Annotated in this window: 16 protein-coding genes and 2 pseudogenes; 11 read left to right on the top strand and 7 right to left on the bottom strand. The window is 64.6% G+C overall.

Annotated elements, in window-relative coordinates; translation table 11 throughout:
- The first annotated feature begins 27 nt into the window (after nucleotides 1-27).
- Both AC1RMG_RS17405 and AC1RMG_RS17400 read left to right on the top strand, forming a co-directional pair.
- On the top strand, nucleotides 28-1,356 hold the full coding sequence (locus AC1RMG_RS17405) for an MFS transporter (RefSeq protein ID WP_493169697.1): 1,329 nt from the start codon (nucleotides 28-30) through the stop codon (nucleotides 1,354-1,356).
- 168 nt (nucleotides 1,357-1,524) lie between these two features.
- Nucleotides 1,525-2,043: a hypothetical protein gene (locus AC1RMG_RS17400; protein WP_493169695.1), complete on the top strand. Its 519-nt coding sequence runs from the start codon at nucleotides 1,525-1,527 to the stop codon at nucleotides 2,041-2,043.
- A gap of 72 nt (nucleotides 2,044-2,115) precedes the next feature.
- On the opposite strand, the gene AC1RMG_RS17395 is transcribed toward AC1RMG_RS17400, so the two are convergent.
- Nucleotides 2,116-2,532, bottom strand: coding sequence for a lysozyme inhibitor LprI family protein (locus tag AC1RMG_RS17395; RefSeq protein ID WP_015637031.1), 417 nt, complete (start codon nucleotides 2,530-2,532; stop codon nucleotides 2,116-2,118).
- An 87-nt stretch (nucleotides 2,533-2,619) separates the two neighbouring features.
- Nucleotides 2,620-3,990, bottom strand: coding sequence for a GntT/GntP/DsdX family permease (locus AC1RMG_RS17390; protein ID WP_077934773.1), 1,371 nt, complete (start codon nucleotides 3,988-3,990; stop codon nucleotides 2,620-2,622).
- Between the two features lie 248 nt (nucleotides 3,991-4,238).
- On the opposite strand from AC1RMG_RS17390, the gene AC1RMG_RS17385 reads away from it, so the two are divergent.
- Nucleotides 4,239-5,135, top strand: coding sequence for a cation diffusion facilitator family transporter (locus tag AC1RMG_RS17385; protein WP_015637028.1), 897 nt, complete (start codon nucleotides 4,239-4,241; stop codon nucleotides 5,133-5,135).
- Nucleotides 5,136-5,192: 57 nt separating this feature from the next.
- On the opposite strand, the gene AC1RMG_RS17380 is transcribed toward AC1RMG_RS17385, so the two are convergent.
- On the bottom strand, nucleotides 5,193-5,867 hold the full coding sequence (locus tag AC1RMG_RS17380; protein WP_011063463.1) for a heavy metal response regulator transcription factor: 675 nt from the start codon (nucleotides 5,865-5,867) through the stop codon (nucleotides 5,193-5,195).
- Between the two features lie 386 nt (nucleotides 5,868-6,253).
- On the opposite strand from AC1RMG_RS17380, the gene AC1RMG_RS17375 reads away from it, so the two are divergent.
- The 3 genes from AC1RMG_RS17375 to AC1RMG_RS17365 all read left to right on the top strand — a co-directional run bounded on the left by AC1RMG_RS17375 (nucleotide 6,254) and on the right by AC1RMG_RS17365 (nucleotide 12,038).
- Nucleotides 6,254-7,504, top strand: a complete 1,251-nt coding sequence (locus AC1RMG_RS17375; RefSeq protein ID WP_015637027.1) for a TolC family protein — start codon at nucleotides 6,254-6,256, stop codon at nucleotides 7,502-7,504.
- 200 nt (nucleotides 7,505-7,704) lie between these two features.
- Entirely contained in the window at nucleotides 7,705-8,874 is a 1,170-nt protein-coding gene (locus tag AC1RMG_RS17370) for an efflux RND transporter periplasmic adaptor subunit (RefSeq protein WP_041119885.1), read from the top strand.
- Between the two features lie 26 nt (nucleotides 8,875-8,900).
- Nucleotides 8,901-12,038, top strand: coding sequence for a CusA/CzcA family heavy metal efflux RND transporter (locus AC1RMG_RS17365; protein ID WP_011063460.1), 3,138 nt, complete (start codon nucleotides 8,901-8,903; stop codon nucleotides 12,036-12,038).
- A gap of 173 nt (nucleotides 12,039-12,211) precedes the next feature.
- On the opposite strand, the gene AC1RMG_RS17360 is transcribed toward AC1RMG_RS17365, so the two are convergent.
- Both AC1RMG_RS17360 and AC1RMG_RS17355 read right to left on the bottom strand, forming a co-directional pair.
- Entirely contained in the window at nucleotides 12,212-12,433 is a 222-nt protein-coding gene (locus tag AC1RMG_RS17360) for a hypothetical protein (protein WP_011063459.1), read from the bottom strand.
- Between the two features lie 176 nt (nucleotides 12,434-12,609).
- The gene (locus AC1RMG_RS17355) at nucleotides 12,610-13,938 is read right to left on the bottom strand and encodes an OprD family porin (protein WP_015637023.1); all 1,329 of its coding nucleotides are present in this window, start codon (nucleotides 13,936-13,938) and stop codon (nucleotides 12,610-12,612) included.
- Nucleotides 13,939-14,259: 321 nt separating this feature from the next.
- Here AC1RMG_RS17355 and AC1RMG_RS17350 point away from each other — a divergent pair, with 321 nt between their 5' ends.
- Nucleotides 14,260-14,592 (top strand): DUF2790 domain-containing protein, encoded by a 333-nt coding sequence (locus AC1RMG_RS17350; protein WP_015637022.1) that lies wholly within the window; start codon nucleotides 14,260-14,262, stop codon nucleotides 14,590-14,592.
- Between the two features lie 60 nt (nucleotides 14,593-14,652).
- On the opposite strand, the gene AC1RMG_RS17345 is transcribed toward AC1RMG_RS17350, so the two are convergent.
- Nucleotides 14,653-15,147, bottom strand: a complete 495-nt coding sequence (locus AC1RMG_RS17345; protein WP_011063456.1) for a RidA family protein — start codon at nucleotides 15,145-15,147, stop codon at nucleotides 14,653-14,655.
- Nucleotides 15,148-15,363: 216 nt separating this feature from the next.
- Here AC1RMG_RS17345 and AC1RMG_RS17340 point away from each other — a divergent pair.
- The 4 genes and pseudogenes from AC1RMG_RS17340 to AC1RMG_RS17325 form a co-directional block, all read left to right on the top strand.
- Nucleotides 15,364-16,134: pseudogene (locus tag AC1RMG_RS17340) on the top strand (PAS domain-containing protein); the annotation flags it as partial.
- Complete coding sequence (locus AC1RMG_RS17335; protein ID WP_256656579.1) at nucleotides 16,120-16,680, top strand: methyl-accepting chemotaxis protein; 561 nt, start codon at nucleotides 16,120-16,122, stop codon at nucleotides 16,678-16,680. The pseudogene AC1RMG_RS17340 and the gene AC1RMG_RS17335, both read left to right, overlap by 15 nt.
- 273 nt (nucleotides 16,681-16,953) lie before the next feature.
- Nucleotides 16,954-17,730 (top strand): annotated as a pseudogene (locus tag AC1RMG_RS17330) (PAS domain-containing protein); the annotation flags it as partial.
- The gene (locus AC1RMG_RS17325) at nucleotides 17,725-18,270 is read left to right on the top strand and encodes a methyl-accepting chemotaxis protein (RefSeq protein ID WP_370059450.1); all 546 of its coding nucleotides are present in this window, start codon (nucleotides 17,725-17,727) and stop codon (nucleotides 18,268-18,270) included. The pseudogene AC1RMG_RS17330 and the gene AC1RMG_RS17325, both read left to right, overlap by 6 nt.
- Before the next feature lie 39 nt (nucleotides 18,271-18,309).
- Here AC1RMG_RS17325 and AC1RMG_RS17320 read toward each other — a convergent pair whose 3' ends face one another.
- On the bottom strand, nucleotides 18,310-18,837 hold the full coding sequence (locus AC1RMG_RS17320; RefSeq protein WP_015637021.1) for a GNAT family N-acetyltransferase: 528 nt from the start codon (nucleotides 18,835-18,837) through the stop codon (nucleotides 18,310-18,312).
- Nucleotides 18,838-18,877 lie beyond the last annotated feature (40 nt).

The raw sequence follows: 18,877 nt of genomic DNA, 5'->3' as shown, positions 1-18,877 counted from the left end.
TGCTTTGTGCTGCCATCGAGTTGCTTTATGACCCCTTCCACTGAGTCGTCGCCGGCGCGCTTTTCCCGCTCCGACTACAAGACCCTGGGCCTGGCCGCCCTGGGCGGTGCCCTGGAAATCTACGACTTCATCATCTTCGTATTTTTCGCCCTGACCCTGAGCCAGCTGTTCTTTCCCCCGGAAATGCCCGAATGGCTGCGCCTGCTGCAGAGCTTCGGGATCTTCGTCACCGGCTACCTGGCCCGGCCCCTGGGCGGCATCCTCATGGCCCATTTCGCCGACCGCCTGGGGCGCAAGAAGGTCTTCAGCCTGAGCATCCTGATGATGGCGCTGCCCTGCCTGCTGATCGGCATCATGCCGACCTATGCCCAGATCGGTTATTTTGCGCCCTTGCTGCTGCTGGCGCTGCGGGTGCTGCAAGGTGCCGCCGTGGGCGGCGAAGTGCCCAGCGCCTGGGTGTTCGTCGCCGAGCACGCGCCGCGGGCCCATCGCGGTTATGCCCTGGGCTTTCTCCAGGCCGGGCTGACCTTCGGCTACCTGCTGGGCGCCCTGACCGCGACCCTGCTGGCGCGGGTCTTCAGCCCCGAGGAAATCCTCGACCACGCCTGGCGCTATCCCTTCCTGCTGGGCGGCGTGTTCGGCGTGATCGGCGTCTGGCTGCGCCGCTGGTTGAGCGAAACCCCGGTGTTCGTGGCGCTGCAGCACCAGCGCGATGCCGACGCCGAACTGCCCCTGCGCACCGTGTTGCGGGAACACCGGCTGGCGATCCTGCCGGCGCTGATCCTCACCTGCGTGCTGACCTCGGCGGTGGTGGTGTTCGTGGTCATCACCCCGACCATGATGCAAAAAAGCTTCGGCATGAGCGCCAGCCACACTTTTGCCCTGAGCAGCCTAGGGATTGTCTTTCTCAACATTGGTTGCGTGCTGGCGGGGCTGATCGTCGACCGCCTCGGCGCCTGGCGCACGGTGATGCTCTATAGCCTGCTGCTGCCACTGGGCATCGCCGTGCTCTATGGCTGCCTGATCAGCGGCGGCGCCTGGATCGGCCTGGCCTATGCCATCGCCGGCCTGGGCTGCGGCGTGGTGGGGGCGGTGCCGTCGGTGATGGTGGGCCTGTTTCCGGCGCGGATTCGCGTGTCGGGGATCTCCTTCACCTACAACATCGCTTATGCCCTCTGGGCCAGTACCACGCCGTTGCTGCTGATCGCCCTGATGCCCTGGAGCCCCTGGATCTGCGTGATCTACTGCGCAGTGATGGGAGCGGTGGGGGTCGTCAGCGCCGGTTACTTCGGCGGCCGTGTGGGTGAGGAAGGGCCTGCGGCAGCGAGAGAAAGCTGCATGGCTGACCAACGCTAGGACTTTTCTTCGGCCTGCTGTGATTCAGCGAAGCGGCGAGCTAGAGCCTTCACCAAAACGCCTCTTGATCCCGCGTGAAACCGGGCTGGAAAAGGGCTTTCAGCCCCCGGTTTTTTCCCGCTAATCTCCCGGAACGCGCGGCCTGCGCTTGGGTTTCCGGGAGCTGTCTTGATTCGTTCGACGCTGTGTTCCTTGCGAAATTTCTCCGCCTTGGCGCCACTGTTACAAGTGGCGCTGATGAGCTTCGTGCTGGGGTTGGTGTTTGCCCTGATCCAGGCCTGGACCTGCACTCAACTGGACTACGGCCTGGAGGGCGCCAGCCCCGACAGCTTGCGCGCCCGGGTGATCGCAGTGGAGGCCGGGGCGCTGCTGGTGGAGGAACTCGACACCGGGGAGCGCCAACGCTTGCGCCTGAACCGCGAACTGACCCGGCTCCAGCTGCCACTCGCTCAACTGCCGGGGCAGACCCTGGTACTCAGCCACCTGCGGGGGTACCTGCTCAGTTGTCGCCGCGACGATCAACCCGGGTGCAGCGCCCTGTGTTCCAGCGCCGCAGAGTGCCAGCAGCGCCTGCGCCAGGACGACTCGTGTGTTGGCATGCTGGGCTTTGCCTGGCTCGTCAGCCTGATCTGCGGGCTGCTGCATGGCTTGGGGCATCGACCGTTCTGGCAGCGAGCGGGCTCCTGAGGCCGCTTTCGCGGGCAAGCCCGTTCCTGCAGGTGCTCCGGCTTGCCGGCGAAGAGGCCCCCGGGCCTGCTGTCATTCGGGCAGCAGTTGTTCCAGATAGCGGGTGCGTTCGGTGCTCAGGCGGGTCACGCAGAGGTTGATCAGGGTCACATGGGCCGGCTTGCCCGGTTCCACTTCGAAGGCCTCCAGCACGCAGGTGCTGTCGCGGTATTTGATCCAGGCGCGTTGGGCGTTCTTCAATTTGCCGAGGTATTCCTGTTCTTGCAGCAGGCTGCTGGGGTACAGGTTGTGCACCCGGACCAGCAGCGCCTGATAGCTCTGGTTGAGTGCGGCGTCGGCCCGCTCCTTGTCCTGCTGGGCGCAGCGGTCGACCTGTTCGCTGACGCTGATGTGCTCGCAATCCAGCGCTGCGGCCTGGGCAGGCGCCCAACCAGCGGCGCCTGCAATTACGGCGATGACGAGGCCAAAGATCCAGGGCTGATAAGGCATGTCGGTCCCTTGCGCTGAGAATGAAGCGGGCATTCTACAGCGCTGTTCCCAATGCAGAAGGGCTGGCCTGCCCACCACGGCCAGCGGTTATTGCAACCAGTGCCAGAGCAGCAGCGTCCCCACCAGCCCGACCACGGAAACAATGGTCTGCAGTACCGACCAGACCCAGAGTGTCTGCTTGAGTTGCAGGCCGAAATACTCGCGCACCATCCAGAACCCGGCGTCGTTCACGTGGCAGAAGAACACCGAGCCGGCGCCGATGGCCAGCGCCACCAGGGCGCTTTGGGTGGCGGCCAGACCGGCCATCATCGGCGCCAGGATGCCGGCGGTCGTGGTGGTGGCCACGGTAGCCGAGCCGGTGGCCTGGCGCAGGGCCACGGCGATCAGCCAGGCCAGGAGGATATAGGGCAGGTGCGCGCCTTCGGCCACCTTGCTGATGGTCTGGCTGACCCCGGCATCCAGCAGCGTCTGTTTGAGCCCGCCGCCGGCGCCAATGGTCAGCAGCAGCACGGCAATCGGTGCCAGGCTTTTGCGCAGGGTGTTGCCCACCTGGTCCCGGGCCATGCCGTTGGCCCAGCCCAGGCAGATCACCGCGGCGATCACCGCCAGGCCCAGGGCGATCAGGGGTTCGCCGAGAAACTTCAGGGTCAGGGCCAGGGTGTTCTCCGGGCTCATGGCGACCTTGGCCAGGGTGCTGCCGAGCATCAGCAGCACCGGCAGCACAATGATCAGCAGCGACACGCCGAAGCCCGGCTGGCGCGGGGCCTTGGGCGCAGCACTGAACAGCGCGCCGAGCTCCGCCGGTTCGCTGACCTGCAGGCGCTTGGACAACCAGTTGCCATACAGCGGGCCGGCCAGGATCACCGCCGGCACGGCCAGGCACAAGCCCAGCAGCATGGTCAGGCCGAGGTCGGCGTGCAGGGCGCTGACGGCAATCAGCGGGCCCGGGTGCGGGGGCATCAGCGCGTGCAGGGTGGTCATCCCGGCCAGGGCCGGAATGGCGATTTTCAGCAGCGGCAGGCCCGAGCGGCGGGCCATGACGAAAATGATCGGCACCATCATCACCAGCCCCACTTCGAAGAACAGCGGCAGGCCGATGACCATCGCCACCAGGGCCATGACCCAGGGCAGCGACTTGCCCTTGCCCAGGCCCAGCAAGGTCGAGGCGATGCGGTCGGCGGCGCCGGACTCGGCCATCAATGCGCCGAGCATCGAGCCCAGGGCAATGATGATCCCGGCCTCGCCGAGAATCGCCCCGGCGCCCTTGCTGAAGGCCTTGGCCACTTCCTCCGGCGGCAGGCCTGCGCCCACCCCGGCAATGAAGGTGCCGATCAGGATCGACAGGAACGGCGGCAGTTTGGTGGCGCTGATCAGCACAATGATGCTGGCGATGGCCACCAGGCAGCAGATGATCAGGCGGGTGTCGTGGACCATCCAGGCGGCAGTCGATACATCCAAGGCGGGACTCCTCAATCGGCTATTTTTATCTGTTACGTTTTGTTTCACTTTTTCGGAAGCATACCCGAGGCGCCCGTCGCAGAGGGCTTATGCGCACTTTTGGTGCATTCGTTAGCCGGCTAACTATGGGCCTGCCCTGGATAACCGGCGGATAACCGGCAGATGACAATTCGCTTATCAAGCCCTGGGCACCTGGCCAATCGAACTATCATCAGAGCCACGCTTTACCAGCCAACCGAGGATCTTTCATGGGCGCAGGACACAGTCACGGCCAGGTACGGGCCGGGCATGAACGCAAGTTGTGGATGGCCCTGGGGCTGACCGGCAGCTTCATGCTCGCCGAGGTCATCGGGGCCTTTGTCACCGGCAGCCTGGCGCTGCTGTCGGATGCCGCGCACATGCTCACCGATACCCTGGCGCTGGCCATCTCCCTGGTGGCGATCCAGGTCGCCAAGCGCCCGGCGGACCGCAAGCGTACTTTCGGTTATGCGCGCTTCGAGATCCTCGCCGCGGCGTTCAACGCCCTGCTGCTGTTCGTGGTGGCGTTCTACATTCTGTTCGAGGCCTGGCAACGCCTGCAGGCACCGGCCGAGATCCAGTCCACGGGAATGCTGGTGATCGCGGTGCTGGGGCTGATCGTCAACCTGATCTCCATGGGCCTGCTGGCCTCCGGCAGCAGCCAGAGTCTCAACGTCAAGGGTGCATACCTGGAGGTATGGAGCGACATGCTCGGTTCACTGGGGGTGATCATCGCCGCGCTGGTGATCATGTTCACCGGTTGGGGCTGGGTCGATTCCCTGGTGGCCGCGGCCATCGGCCTGTGGGTGTTGCCACGGACCTGGACCCTGCTCAAGGAGAGCATGAACGTGCTGCTGCAAGGGGTGCCGGACGGGGTCGACATCGACCAGGTGGAGCAGGCCATACGCCAGGTGCCGGGGATCAGCGACGTGCACGACCTGCATATCTGGGCCCTGACCAGCGGCAAGAACGTGCTTAGCGCGCATCTGGTGGCGCACCTGCAAGGGCGGGATGAACAGGCGATCCTGGCCGAGGTCACCGAGCTGCTGCAGGAGCGCTTCGACATTGCCCACGTCACCTTGCAGGTGGAGCAGGCAGGGTTTCATGAGCAGGTGCATGAACATTGAGGGAGCCGCGCTTGCGTCTTGTGCAGGAGCCGGCTTGCCGGCGAACACGGCCGTGCCTCAGTCGCGTTCTTCAAGGACATAACCCACACCGCGCAGGGTGTGGATCAGCTTGCGTTCGAAAGGGTCGTCGATCTTGGCCCGCAGGCGGCGGATCGAGACTTCCACCACATTGGTGTCACAGTCGAAATTCATGTCCCAGACAAAGGAAATGATCTGGGTCCGCGACAGCACCACGCCGCTCTGGCGCATCAGCAGGTGCAGCAGGGCGAACTCCTTGGTGGTCAGGTCGATGCGCTGCTTGCCGCGAAAGGCCCGGTGCCGGCCCTGGTCCAGCTCCAGGTCGGCGACCCGCAGCACATCCGGCACCGGCGCCTGTTCGCTGCGGCGCATCAGGGTGCGGACCCGGGCCAGCAATTCCGGAAACTGGAACGGCTTGACCAGGTAATCGTCGGCGCCCAGGTCCAGGCCACGGATCTTGTCCGCCAGCCGGCCCTGGGCGGTGAGCATCATCACCCGGGTGCTGCTGTCCTGGCGGATCTGCCCGAGCACGCCCCAGCCGTCGATGTGCGGCAGGTTGATGTCGAGGATCACCAGGTCGTACGCATGCTGGCGAGTCAGGTGCAGGCCGTCCGCGCCGTTGTTGGCGCAATCCACCACGTAGCCACTTTCAGTCAGCCCCTGATGCAGGTAGTCAGCGGTCTTGGGTTCGTCTTCGATGACCAGAATACGCATGAAAATGAGGTTCTCGGCAGGTGGGGGACAGTAACGAAAAGACGCGAATAATCAGCGGGCCAATGCTCGAAAGTTGTGCGGCCCCGTGCCGTATTCGTGTTCTTTAAAGTTCGCTTGCTGGCACTTGAAAAGTGCTCTTGATGTTCACTTCGAATAGCCGGATGTTAATACAGAACCTTGAGCCAGAGCCTTTGCTAACGGATTTGTAATCTTTGCGCCACCCTGCTGATAAGCACTGAAAGTTACAGTTGGCCGAACTTGAAACTCTCCCTGTCAATGGGCGAACTGCTGCAGTTTCATATCGGCCGGAACTCCTGTGGATAAGCGTCGATATGGTGCGCTGCAACTTCGCAGACACTTTGCCTCCATAGGGGCCGGAACTTGTTATGCCGACTTTCCCGAGAATATCTGCCCGGGCAGCACGCACCTGCGTCCTGACCCTGTTGCTGGCCCTGGCGAGCCAATCTGCAAGCGCCGTCGAGCAACCGCTGTTGAGCCTGGACAGCGCCCTGGCCCGAGCCTTTGCCAACAACCCTGAACTGGCCGCCGCACGCTGGGAGATCGACATCGCCCAGGGCGCCCGCCAGCAGGCCGGGCTCATCCCCAACCCGGTGCTGTCGGTGGACGCCGAGGACACCCGCCGGGATTCGCGCACCACTTCGGTCAAGCTCAGCCAGGCCCTGGAGCTGGGGGGCAAGCGCGGAGCACGGATCGACGTGGCCAGTCGCGGTCAGGAGCTGGCGGCCCTGGAGCTGGAGCGGCGTCGCAACCAGTTGCGTGCGGATGTTCTGGATGCCTATTACACGGCGCTGCGGGCCCAGGAGCGCACCCAACTGGCCGGGCGCTCCCTGGCCCTGGCCGAACGGGGCGTGGCGGTAGCCCAGGGCCGGGTCAACGCCGGCAAGGCCTCGCCGGTGGAAGCCACCCGTGCCCAGGTGCAACTGGCCGAGGTGCGCCTGGAACTGAACCGGGGGCAGATGGAGCAGGACAATGCCTACCGACGCCTGGCCATGGTCACTGGCGCGGCCACCAGCGACTTTGCCGGGGTGCAGGAGCAGCCCCTGGCACTGGCGGCGCTGCCGGCTCCGGCGCAGTTGCTTGGCCGCCTGCCGGAAACCACCGAACTGCGTCTGGCGGAGCAGGAAGTGGTGCAGCGCGAGGCGTCCCTGGGGCTGGAGAAGGCCCAGCGCATTCCCGACCTGGACGTCAGCGTGGGCAGCCAGTACGACGCCAGCGCCCGGGAGCGGGTCAACCTGGTAGGGCTGTCGATGCCTTTGCCGCTGTTCAATCGCAACCAGGGCAACGTGCTGTCCGCCGCCCGCCGCGCCGACCAGGCCCGGGACCTGCGCAACGCCACCGAATTGCGCTTGCGTACCGAAACCCGCCAGGCCCTGGAACAGTGGAACACCGCCCGGGGCGAGGTGCAGTCCTTCAACCAGACCATCCTGCCCGCCGCCCAGCGTGCGGTGGACAGCGCCACCCAGGGCTTCGAGATGGGCAAGTTCAGCTTTCTCGACGTTCTCGATGCTCAACGCACCCTGATCGGCGCGCGCACCCAGTACCTCGCCGCGGTGGCGCAAACCACCGATGCCTGGGTACGGATCGAGCGCATCTACGGCGACCTCAGCCGTTGGTGAAACCCTGGCTGATGGGCCTGGCGTGCCTTGCCGCGTTGCTGGTGAGCGACTGCAGTGGCGCACCCCCGACAGCCCCCGAAGACCCACCCGCGCATTGGTGCGTGCATGAGCTGCATCGGGCCATTGGTCAATGGCTGTTTCCCTCTACCCCGTAAGGCAGCGCCTGGCGCTACCGACCCTCGATCGATTCAGGAGTCCCCATGGATAAAAAACGCAGCCTTGTTCTGGCCAGCACGGCAGTGGTCGGCCTCGGGCTGGCGGCCTTGCTGCTGCCGGGCCTGTTCGCCAGCCCGGCAACGGTGCCCCAGGCCGAGGAGGCCGGGCACGGCACCCAGGAGCCCGAGGGCCATCTGGAACTCAGCCCGGAACAGATCCAGGCCGCCGGCATCGAGCTGGCCGCAGCCGGTCCGCGGCGCCTCAACCGGGTACTCAGCCTGCCGGGAGAGATCCGCTTCGACGAGGACCGTACCTCGCACATCGTGCCCCGGGCCGCCGGTGTGGTGGAGTCGGTACAGGTCAACCTCGGCCAGGCGGTCAAGCGCGGCGAACTGCTGGCGGTGATCGCCAGCCAGCAGATCTCCGATCAGCGCAGCGAGCTGGCCGCCGCCGGGCGGCGGGTGGAACTGGCCCGTACCACCTTCCAGCGCGAGCGCCAGTTGTGGGTCGACCAGATCTCCGCCGAGCAGGATTACCTGCTGGCACGCCAGGCCCTGCAAGAGGCGGAAATCGCCCTCAACAATGCCCGGCAGAAGATGAATGCCCTGAGCGGCAGCGCCCAGTTGGTGGGTGGCAATCGCTATGAAATGCGCGCGCCGTTCGACGGTGTGGTGGTGGAAAAACACCTGAGCGTGGGCGAAGTGGTGGGCGAAACCAGCGCCGCGTTCACCCTCTCGGACCTGTCCCGGGTCTGGGCCACCTTCGGCGTGTTTCCCAAGGACCTGGACAAGGTCCGGGTCGGCCAGCCGGTGCAGGTCAGCTCCAGTGAGCTGGGGACCCAGGTGCAGGGCCAGGTGGCCTACGTCGGCAGCCTGCTGGGGGAACAGACCCGCACCGCCACGGTGCGGGTGACCCTGGCCAACCCCAATGACGCCTGGCGCCCGGGGCTGTTCGTCTCGGTACAGGTGGCCACCGAAGCCTTCGACGCACCGGTCAGCGTGCCGCAGACGGCGATCCAGACCGTGGAAGACCGGCCCTCGGTGTTCGTCCGCGTGGCCGAGGGGTTCCAGGCCACGCCTGTGGTCACCGGGGCCAGCCAGGACGGTTTTGTCGAGATCCGCGAGGGCCTCGAAGCCGGGGCCCAGGTAGCCGCCCGCGGCAGCTTTACCCTCAAGTCCGAACTGGGCAAGGGCGCGGCCGACCACGGCCATTGATCGGCCTCATCAGAGAGTGACTTCCCATGTTTGAACGCATCATTCAATTCGCCATCGAGCAGCGCATCATCGTCCTGCTGGCGGTGCTGCTGATGGCCGGCGTCGGCATCGCCAGCTACCAGAAGCTGCCGATCGACGCGGTGCCGGACATCACCAACGTCCAGGTGCAGATCAACTCCGCGGCGCCGGGGTTCTCACCCCTGGAAACCGAACAGCGCATCACCTTTCCCATCGAGACGGCCATGGCCGGCCTGCCGGGGTTGCAGCAGAGCCGGTCGCTGTCGCGCTCGGGGTTGTCCCAGGTAACCGTGATCTTCAAGGACGGCACCGACCTGTTCTTCGCCCGCCAACTGGTCAACGAGCGCCTGCAAGTGGCTCGCGAGCAATTGCCCGATGGTGTGGAGGCAGTGATGGGGCCGATTTCCACCGGGCTCGGGGAGATCTTCCTGTGGACCGTGGAGGCCGAGGAGGGCGCCCGCAAGGAGGACGGTACGCCCTACACCCCCACCGACCTGCGGGTGATCCAGGACTGGATCATCAAGCCGCAACTGCGCAACGTGCAGGGCGTAGCCGAGATCAACACCATCGGCGGCTTTGCCAAGGAGTACCAGATTGCCCCGGACCCCAAGCGCCTGGCGGCCTACAAGCTGACCCTGAGCGACCTGGTGACGGCCCTGGAGCGCAACAACGCCAACGTCGGCGCCGGCTACATCGAGCGTAGCGGCGAGCAGTTGCTGATCCGCGCGCCGGGGCAACTGGCGTCCATCGAGGACATCGCCAACATCGTCATCAGCAGCAGCGACGGCACGCCGATCCGCGTGCGCAACGTGGCCGACGTGCAGATCGGCCGCGAGTTGCGCACCGGCGCGGCCACCGAGAATGGCCGGGAAGTGGTGCTGGGCACCGTATTCATGCTGATCGGCGAGAACAGCCGTACCGTGTCCCAGGCGGTGGCGAAGAAACTTGAGGAGATCAACCGCTCGCTGCCCGAAGGCGTGGTGGCGGTCACGGTGTACGACCGCACCAACCTGGTGGAAAAGGCCATCGCCACGGTGAAGAAGAACCTCTTCGAGGGCGCGCTGCTGGTGATCGTGATTCTGTTCCTGTTCCTGGGCAATATCCGCGCGGCGCTGATCACCGCCCTGGTGATCCCGCTGTCCATGCTGTTCACCTTCACCGGCATGTTCAGCAACAAGGTCAGCGCCAACCTGATGAGCCTCGGTGCCCTGGACTTCGGCATCATCGTCGACGGCGCGGTGGTCATCGTCGAGAACGCCATCCGCCGCCTGGCCCATGCCCAGCAGCACCACGGGCGCATGCTGACCCGCTCCGAACGCCTGCATGAAGTCTTTGCCGCGGCCAAGGAAGCCCGGCGCGCGCTGATCTTCGGCCAGTTGATCATCATGGTGGTGTACCTGCCGATCTTTGCCCTTACCGGGGTGGCCGGGAAAATGTTCCACCCCATGGCCTTCACTGTGGTCATGGCGTTGCTGGGGGCGATGATTCTCTCGGTGACCTTCGTTCCGGCGGCCATCGCGCTGTTCGTCACCGGCAAGGTCAAGGAAGAGGAAAACCTGCTGATGCGCAGCGCCAAGCGCGGCTACGCCCCGGTGCTGGACTGGGTGATGGCCCGGCGTGGCCTGACCTTCGCCCTGGCCGGCTTGATCCTCGCTGGCAGTGCGCTGCTGGCCAGCCGCATGGGCAGTGAATTCATCCCCAGCCTCAGCGAAGGCGACTTTGCCCAGCAGGCCCTGCGGGTGCCCGGCACCAGCCTCACTCAGTCGGTGGACATGCAGCAGCGCCTGGAGAAAACCCTGCTGGCGCAAGTGCCGGAGATCGAGCGGGTGTTCGCCCGCACCGGCACCGCGGAGATCGCCTCGGACCCGATGCCGCCGAATATTTCCGACAGCTACCTGATGCTCAAGCCCAAGGCCCAGTGGCCGGACCCGAACAAGTCGCGAGAGGCGCTGATCGCTGATATCCAGCGTGCCAGTGCCCTGGTGCCGGGCAGCGCCTACGAGCTGTCGCAGCCGATCCAGCTGCGCTTCAACGAGCTGATTTCCGGGGTGCGCAGCGATGTTGCGGTGAAGGTGTTTGGCGATGACATGGCGGTGCTGAACAAGACCGCTACCCAAATTGCCACGGCCTTGCAGAGCTTGCCTGGCGCCTCGGAAGTCAAGGTCGAGCAGACCTCGGGGCTGCCGGTGCTGACCATCAATATCGACCGCGACAAGGCCGCACGTTTCGGCCTCAACGTGGGGGATGTGCAAGACACCATCGCCGTTGCGGTGGGCGGGCGCCAGGCCGGCACCCTGTACGAAGGCGACCGGCGCTTCGACATGGTGGTGCGCCTGTCCGATCAACTGCGCACCGATATCGACGGCCTGTCCCGGCTGCTGATTCCCATACCGGCGACGGCGGGCACGGCCAACGGGCAGATCGGCTTCATCGCCCTGTCGGAAGTGGCCAGCCTCGATCTGGTGCTGGGCCCCAATCAGGTCAGCCGTGAGAACGGCAAGCGCCTGGTGATCGTCAGCGCCAACGTGCGCGGGCGGGATATCGGCTCCTTCGTCGAAGAGGCCACAGGCCTGATTGCCGAGAAGGTCAAAGTCCCGGCCGGCTACTGGACCACCTGGGGCGGTCAGTTCGAACAATTGCAGGAAGCCTCCCAGCGCCTGCAGGTGGTGGTGCCGGTGGCCTTGCTGCTGGTGTTCGGGCTGCTGTTCATGATGTTCAACAACCTCAAGGATGGCCTGCTGGTGTTCACCGGGATTCCCTTCGCCCTGACCGGCGGGATCATGGCCCTGTGGCTGCGGGACATACCGCTGTCGATCTCGGCGGGGGTGGGCTTCATTGCCTTGTCCGGGGTCGCCGTGCTCAACGGCCTGGTGATGATTGCCTTTATCCGCAACCTGCGAGAGGAAGGGCGCTCGTTGTCCCTGGCGATTCATGAAGGCGCCCTGACCCGACTGCGCCCGGTACTGATGACCGCGCTGGTGGCCTCCCTGGGCTTCATCCCCATGGCCCTGGCCACCGGCACCGGCGCCGAAGTGCAACGGCCCCTGGCCACGGTAGTGATTGGCGGCATCCTGTCCTCCACCATCCTCACCTTGCTGGTGCTGCCTGCCCTGTACCAATGGGCGCATCGCAGGGAAGAAGACTGATCGCTTGCCGCTTCTTGTAGCCGCTGCCGCAGGCAGCGGCTACAGGTGTCAGTCCTGCGGCAATTTTCGGGCAAAAAAAAGCGCCCCAAGGGGGCGCTAAAAATTCATCTCTTTCCAAAGGAGCATCAGAAAAAACGCTTCAAGAGATGAATGTGCTCGGTAGGCAATCGCTGTCAGATGTCTTCTTCGGCCGTGGTGGGCGCAGAAGCATCGCGAGGGGCTTTGCCGGTGCTGCCGGTGGCGGCTGTTTCCTGGTTGGCGTCGCCGTGGATCTGTTCCTGGCTGGCCAGGAAAGCTTCGCGGACCTGCTGTGGGCGTTCGCTGCCATCAGCGGCCCAGGTGGCGGAGCTGGTTGTGGCCAGTAGGCCGATCAATAACAGTTGGGTTGGGCGCATGAGCTTCTCCTGACACGTTGGGCAACCGTGAAAAACACGGTGGCTGCCAGTGTGTCCGGGAGTATATGAAGGCCAACCTAACGAGAAGGTGAGGCCGATATTACAGTTCTGAAAGGCATGAGTCTGTGAAGAAGTTTTAACACCGGGCAGGCCTGGCGCCTGCCCGGAGCCGCTCTCTAGAGCAGGGCCAGGGGGTACTCGACGATCAGGCGAAACTCTTCCAGGTCGGATTCGAACTGGCTGGAACGGATGGTCGCTTGGCGGATGCGCAGGGACAGATCCTTGAGGCTGCCGCCCTGGAACACGTACTTGGCTTCGATATCCCGCTCCCAGCGGCGCTGGTCGGTCAGTGGGTCACCTGCCGCATCGCGGCGCATGTACACCGAGTTGGCGTGGCTGTAGTCGGCGCCGCTGCCGCGGGCGTAGCGGGTCATGAACGACAGGCCGGGAATGCCTAGGGGCTGCATGTCGAGGTCGTAGCGGACCATCCACGAGCGTTCCTTGGGCGAGTTGAAGTCGCTGTACTGGATCGAGTTGTCGAGGAAGATCGAGTCCGACTGGCGCAGGTAGTCGAAGTCGTCGTTGCCGTTGTTGCGCTGATGCGACAGGGCCAGGGTGTGGGCGCCGTAGGTGGCGCCGACCTTGGCGCTCCAGATGTTGTTGTCGAGCTCGCCCAGGAGCTTCTTGCCCTCATCGACGGCCTTGTAATAGTTGAAGCCGCTGAACAGGCTCAGTTGGTCGGACAGCGGGTAGTTGCCCGCGACGCCGAAGTAGTACTGGTCCCAGGCGTCCTTCAGGCGGCTGCTGTAGAGGCTGAAGTTGAGATTGGAGTTGAGCCGGTAGTCGCCGCCGAAGTAGCCGACCCAGGGCGAGTCCACCTTGCCGGCGTAGAAGGTGGCGAAGCCATCGCGCATGCCACTGCTGTCGGGCTGGCTCATGGCATGCAGGCGGCCGCCCTGCAGGTTGAGGCCGTCGATGCTGGTGTTCTCCAGGGTCACGCCGCGAAAGCTTTCCGGCAGCAGGCGGGAGTCGCCGTAGTGCACCACGGGGGTCTTGGGAAACACATCGCCGACTTTCACCACGGTATCCAGGGCTCGCATTTTCACCGCACCCCCAGCCTTGCCGTAGCTGTCGGCGGGCCGGTTGTCGTGGTTCAGCGGCAGCATGCCGAAGGAGCCACCGCCGCCGCTGCGGCCGGTGCCAGAGTCGAGCTTGAGGCCGTACATGGCAAAGGCATCGAGGCCAAAGCCCACCGTGCCCTGGGTGAAGCCGGATTCGAACTGGCCGATCAGGCCCTGGGCCCAGGCTTCGGAATAGCCGTTGCCGGTGGGGCTGGACTGGCCCTTGCGGTCGTCGCGGTTGAAGTAGAAGTTGCGCAGCAGCAGGTCGAGGCGGCTGCCTTCGACAAAGCCTTCGGGCCGTTCCTCGGCGGCCACTGCCGCCATAGGGCTGAGCCCCAGTACCGCAGCGAGCACGGACAGGGACAAGGGGGGATTGATACGCATGGGGGTCGCTCCTGAGTGTTGGCAGCTATCAACTTTTATATCGCCAGAGGCGTTCTTATTGGGCTCGACCGGCAGGCGTCGCAACGCCTGCCCAGTCGCTGTCGATAGTTGCAAACGGCAGATAACGGCGGGGTGACCCGGTCATTACAATTGTGCAAGAAAGCCGTCCAGGGCCCGGGCCAAAACCCCGACGGGCCGGGGGTTATCCCGGGTAGGGCGGGCTGTCGGCAGCGCCCATTACAGATAAGTAATCTGCCCGCGATCATCCTGACAGGGTCGGTTGCTTATCCTCGCTGGCGTCAACTGGACGAGGAAACTGTGATGAAAGCAATCAACCTGAGTCTCGCCGCGCTGCTGTTGAGCCTGGCTTCCCTGGCGCAGGCCGAAGGGGGAGGCGACCGTACGTTCGCCCGGGCCATGGTGGAAAACCAGAAGGCCATGGAGCGCTATGCGGCGAACCAGGGCAAGCCGGCGCCGGTGGTGCAGGCGTACCGCTACGGCATGAAGCTGGATGTCGCCAAGGTGGTCAACGTGACCCCGCCGATCAAGTCCTGCGAGGTGGTGCCTTCGCGCATGACGTATGAGGATTCCGCCGGCCAGCTCAAGACCATCGAGTACCAGGTCATGGGCCAGTGCCGCAACAACGGCAGTTGATGGGCCGCCGGCGCTGCTGTGCCGGGCCCGCAGGGGTGGGCCCGGCCAGCGTGGCTGTACTCAGTCGTTGCCGGAGCCGGGGTGCAGGGCGACGATCATGTCCACTTCCACCGAGGCATTCTTGGGCAATTGATAGACCCCCACCGAGGTCCGGGTGTGTACGCCGGCGTCGGCAAAGATCGAATAGAGGACTGCGGAGGCGCCGTCCGCCACTTCGCTCTGCTGGGTGAAGTCCGCCGCGCTCTGTACATAGACGTTGATCCGCAGGATGCGCTTGATCCGCTGCAGGTCGCCGAGCATCTGCTCGAGGATCGCCAGGGCCCGCAGGGTGCAGATCTGCGCCCCGTGCCGGGCCTGTTCCAGGGAGGTTTCGGCACCGACCCGGCCAACCACCATCACGGTATTGTCGATACGCGGGATCTGCCCGCTGACATACACCTCATCGCCATTGCGCACCGCCGGCACGTAATTGCCGCCAATGCGCATCTCGCCTTCGAAACTGTGTCCGACCTGTGCTGCGGCCTGCTGGAAAAGTGCCTTGCGTGATGCATCCATAGTCCAACTCCGTCGATCGCCCTGGAATTTCCCGTCGCCGACTATACGCGCTCCTTGGTGGCGCGAAATCCCCGGCTGCGGGCCCGAATTCCGCGGCCTTGCTGGCTGCGGAATTATTTTTGTCAGACAAGCCTCAATGGCTATTAAGAAAAATCTTTCAGGGCCGATGTTAGACCCAAAGCAGTCCACTTTTTCAGCCCCCCCCGGTACATCCTCATGTTCAATAAACGCTTGAAGCAGGAGTTGTCGACTCTACGCGAAGAACTTTCGAGCCTTCAGCAAGTGAAGGAGAGCCTTGAAAGCGAGATGCTCGTCATCAACCTGAGTGCCGATGGACGGATTCAGTCGGTCAATCACAATTTCGCCCAGGAAATGCTCTACAAGACTGGCGATCTGGTGGGCCGGGCCCTGGAGGACATCGTCCCGGAACACGTCAAGCATGATGAGTTTCACCTGCGGTTCAAGGCGACCCTGACCCGGGGCGAACACTTTGCCGGGGCGGTGCGGCTGCTGCGCGGTAATGGCCAGGAAGCCTGGCTGCGTTCCATCTCCCAGCCGGTTCGCGACTCCGAGGGGCGGATCAAGTATTTCGCGATCTTCTCCAGCGACCTGACCCGCACCATCGAGGCCTCTCGGGAGCACGAGAACCTGATTGGCGCCCTGATGCGTTCCACCGCGCTGATCGAGTTCGACCTCAACGGCAACGTGCTGACGGCCAATGACCGCTTCCTTTCCAGCATGGGCTACAGCCTGGCGCAGATTCAGGGCAAGCATCACCGCATCTTCTGCGAGCCGGAGGAGTACAACAGCCAGGCCTACCAGGCCTTCTGGAAACGCCTGAACGCCGGGGAGTTCATCGCCGAGCGCTTCAAGCGCATCGACGCTCATGGCCGGGTGGTCTGGCTGGAGGCTTCCTACAACCCGGTCATGGACGCCAACAACAAACTCTACAAAGTGGTGAAGTTCGCCACCGTGATCACCGACCAGGTAAACCAGGAACTGGCCGTGGCCGAGGCGGCGAGCATTGCCTACAACACCTCGCTGCAGACCGACAACAGCGCCCAGCGCGGCACCACGGTGGTTACCGAGGCGGTGAACGTGATGCGCGATCTGGCCAAGCACATGCAGGAGGCCGGCGAAGGCATTGGTGCCCTCAACGAGCAATCCCTGGTGATCGGCAGCATCGTCAAGACCATCAGCGGGATTGCCGAGCAGACCAACCTGCTGGCACTCAACGCGGCCATCGAGGCGGCCCGGGCCGGTGAGCAGGGACGTGGTTTCGCGGTGGTGGCCGATGAAGTCCGGCAACTGGCCTCGCGCACCAGCAAGGCCACCGAGGAAATCGTCGGCGTGGTGCGCCAGAACCAGGACATGGCCCGCGAAGCCGTGGAACTGATGGCCGAAGGCAAGCTGCAGGCCGAGCAGGGGCTGGCCCTGGCGGCGGAAGCCGGCACCGTGATCGTCGAGATCCAGGACGGCGCGCAGAAGGTGGTCAGCGCGGTCGGCCAGTTCGCCAACCAACTGTCCTCCTGATTGCTCCCCAGCACAGTGCTCCCGTCACAGGGCACTGTGGATTTCAGGGCAGCATCGGCCAGCCCCGGCGCCCTTGGCGCCATTCATTTCCCACGCTGAGACACTCGGGCATGACCGATAGGGCCCCGGGCGACGGCTGCGCCCAAGAAAAACCAAGAAATTTCCTAGAGGCTTGTAGGAAGTATCTGGAAAGCGCTGCGGGGCTTGGAGAAAGCCCAAACTGCGCCGATGGCTAGGGGTTGTTGTATCCACTCCTAGTCTGTCGGTGTATCCATGTTCAACAAACGTTTGAAGCAGCAACTTGCCACCCTGAGCGACGAGCTGAACGCTCTGCAGCAATTCAAGGCCTGCCTGGAAAGCCAGGTGCTCAATCTCGAACTCGATGGCGAGGGGGCCATCCGCCGGGCCAACCAGAACTTCATCCAGGCCCTGGAACTCGATGGCCAGCCACTGGCCGGCGTGGCCCTGGAGAGCATCATCTCGCGCCACCCGCAGGCTGTGCCGTTGTATCGCGAATTCAAGGCGGCCCTGGGGCGCAACGAAAGCTACACCGGCCAATTGCGCCTGCAACGCGGAGGCGGCCGCGAGGCCTGGCTGCAGGTCTGCGTGCAGCCGATCCGCGATGGCGCCGGGCGGCTCGATCATTACAACCTGATCTGCACCGACCAGAGCGCTTCGGTGGAAAGTGCCTGCGAGCATGAAAACCTGATGGCGGCGCTGCTGCGCTCCTCTGCGGTGATCGAGTTCGACCTGCAAGGCCGGGTGCTGACGGCCAACTCGCGGTTTCTCGCCTGCATGGGCTACCGGCTGGATGAGGTCCAGGGCCAGAACCACCGCCTGTTCTGTGAACCGCAGGAATACGAGGGGCCCGGCTACCAGGAGTTCTGGGCACGGTTGAACGCCGGCGAATACATCGCCCAGCGGTTCAAGCGCATCGACAGCCAGGGGCGGGTGGTGTGGCTCGACGCGTCCTACAACCCGGTGCTGGACGCCAGTGGCCAGCTCTACAAGGTGGTGAAGTTCGCCATCCTGATCACCGATCAGGTGAACCAGGAGCAACGGGTGGCCGAGGCGGCGGACATCGCCTACAGCATCTCCCGACAGACCGACACCAGCGCCCAGCGCGGCTCGGCGGTGGTCACCGAGACCCTGGACGTGATGCGTGACCTGGCTACCTGCATGCAGCAGGCCGGGGACGGCATCGAAGCCCTGAACGAGCAGTCCCTGGTGATAGCGAGCATCGTCAAGACCATCAGCGGGATTGCCGAACAGACCAACCTGCTGGCCCTCAATGCGGCCATCGAAGCGGCCCGGGCCGGTGAACAGGGGCGGGGTTTTGCGGTGGTCGCCGATGAGGTCCGGCAACTGGCCTCGCGCACCAGCAATGCCACCGACGAGATCGTCGGCGTGGTGCGCCAGAACCAGGACATGGCCCGCTCGGCGGTGGAGCTGATGGCCGAGGGCCGGCAGCAGGCGGAACAGGGCCTGACCCTGGCAGCGGAGGCCGGCACGGTCATCGTCGAGATTCAGGACGGTGCGCAGAAAGTGGTCAGCGCGGTCGGCCAGTTCGCCAACCAGCTGTCGGCCTGAGGGCGTGGGCGTGCGCCTTGGGGGCGCACGCCCGGGTTGCTAGCGTGGCGCAGGCCCATGGCACTCGTAGTGCAAGCGGTCGAACCACTCGCCGTGCAACAGGAAGCTGCGCCGCGAATGGCCGTAGCAAGAGAAGCCGCAGGCTTCCAGCACCCGCACCGAACCGGTGTTCTGCGGCCGCGCATTGGCTTCGATGCGGCTCAGTTGCAGTTCGCCGAAGGCGCGCAGCAGCACCTGCTGCACCGCAGTGCGGGCAATGCCGCGGCCGTTGAAGCGGGCGCCGACCCGGTAGCCCAGTTCCGCGCAATTGAAGTAGGGGCGCTGCACCCGGTGCAGGTTGACGCGCCCCACCAGCACTGCGTTGTCGCGGATCAGGAACTGATAGCCGCGGTCTGCCTCGGCATCCTCGCACGCCTGGTTTATGGCTTCGGCGACCCCTTCGCGGGAGTAGTAGGTGGCAGGCCGGGCGTTGATCGAGGCTTCGAAGAACGCTCGGTTTTCCCCTTCGAAGGCCAGCAGGTCATCCAGGTCGTCGAGGTGGGGAGCGCTGATGTGCAGGTGGGTCATGGTGCCAGTGCCTCAATCCGTGAAGGCGCTTTCTTCTCAC

This window comes from Pseudomonas sp. GW822-FHT04H02 (assembly GCF_058800645.1).
The sequence above is the reverse complement of the archived record's forward strand: the minus strand, read 5'-3'. Positions and strand labels throughout refer to the sequence as shown.

What these genes read in the sequence shown, in the direction of transcription:
- AC1RMG_RS17405 (WP_493169697.1), top strand. Translation starts at nt 28, where the DNA reads ATGACCCCTTCCACTGAGTCGTCGCCGGCGCGCTTTTCCCGCTCCGAC.
- AC1RMG_RS17395 (WP_015637031.1), bottom strand. Translation starts at nt 2,532, where the DNA reads ATGCCTTATCAGCCCTGGATCTTTGGCCTCGTCATCGCCGTAATTGCA.
- AC1RMG_RS17385 (WP_015637028.1), top strand. Translation starts at nt 4,239, where the DNA reads ATGGGCGCAGGACACAGTCACGGCCAGGTACGGGCCGGGCATGAACGC.
- AC1RMG_RS17380 (WP_011063463.1), bottom strand. Translation starts at nt 5,867, where the DNA reads ATGCGTATTCTGGTCATCGAAGACGAACCCAAGACCGCTGACTACCTG.
- AC1RMG_RS17375 (WP_015637027.1), top strand. Translation starts at nt 6,254, where the DNA reads ATGCCGACTTTCCCGAGAATATCTGCCCGGGCAGCACGCACCTGCGTC.
- AC1RMG_RS17370 (WP_041119885.1), top strand. Translation starts at nt 7,705, where the DNA reads ATGGATAAAAAACGCAGCCTTGTTCTGGCCAGCACGGCAGTGGTCGGC.
- AC1RMG_RS17365 (WP_011063460.1), top strand. Translation starts at nt 8,901, where the DNA reads ATGTTTGAACGCATCATTCAATTCGCCATCGAGCAGCGCATCATCGTC.
- AC1RMG_RS17360 (WP_011063459.1), bottom strand. Translation starts at nt 12,433, where the DNA reads ATGCGCCCAACCCAACTGTTATTGATCGGCCTACTGGCCACAACCAGC.
- AC1RMG_RS17355 (WP_015637023.1), bottom strand. Translation starts at nt 13,938, where the DNA reads ATGCGTATCAATCCCCCCTTGTCCCTGTCCGTGCTCGCTGCGGTACTG.
- AC1RMG_RS17350 (WP_015637022.1), top strand. Translation starts at nt 14,260, where the DNA reads ATGAAAGCAATCAACCTGAGTCTCGCCGCGCTGCTGTTGAGCCTGGCT.
- AC1RMG_RS17345 (WP_011063456.1), bottom strand. Translation starts at nt 15,147, where the DNA reads ATGGATGCATCACGCAAGGCACTTTTCCAGCAGGCCGCAGCACAGGTC.
- AC1RMG_RS17320 (WP_015637021.1), bottom strand. Translation starts at nt 18,837, where the DNA reads ATGACCCACCTGCACATCAGCGCTCCCCACCTCGACGACCTGGATGAC.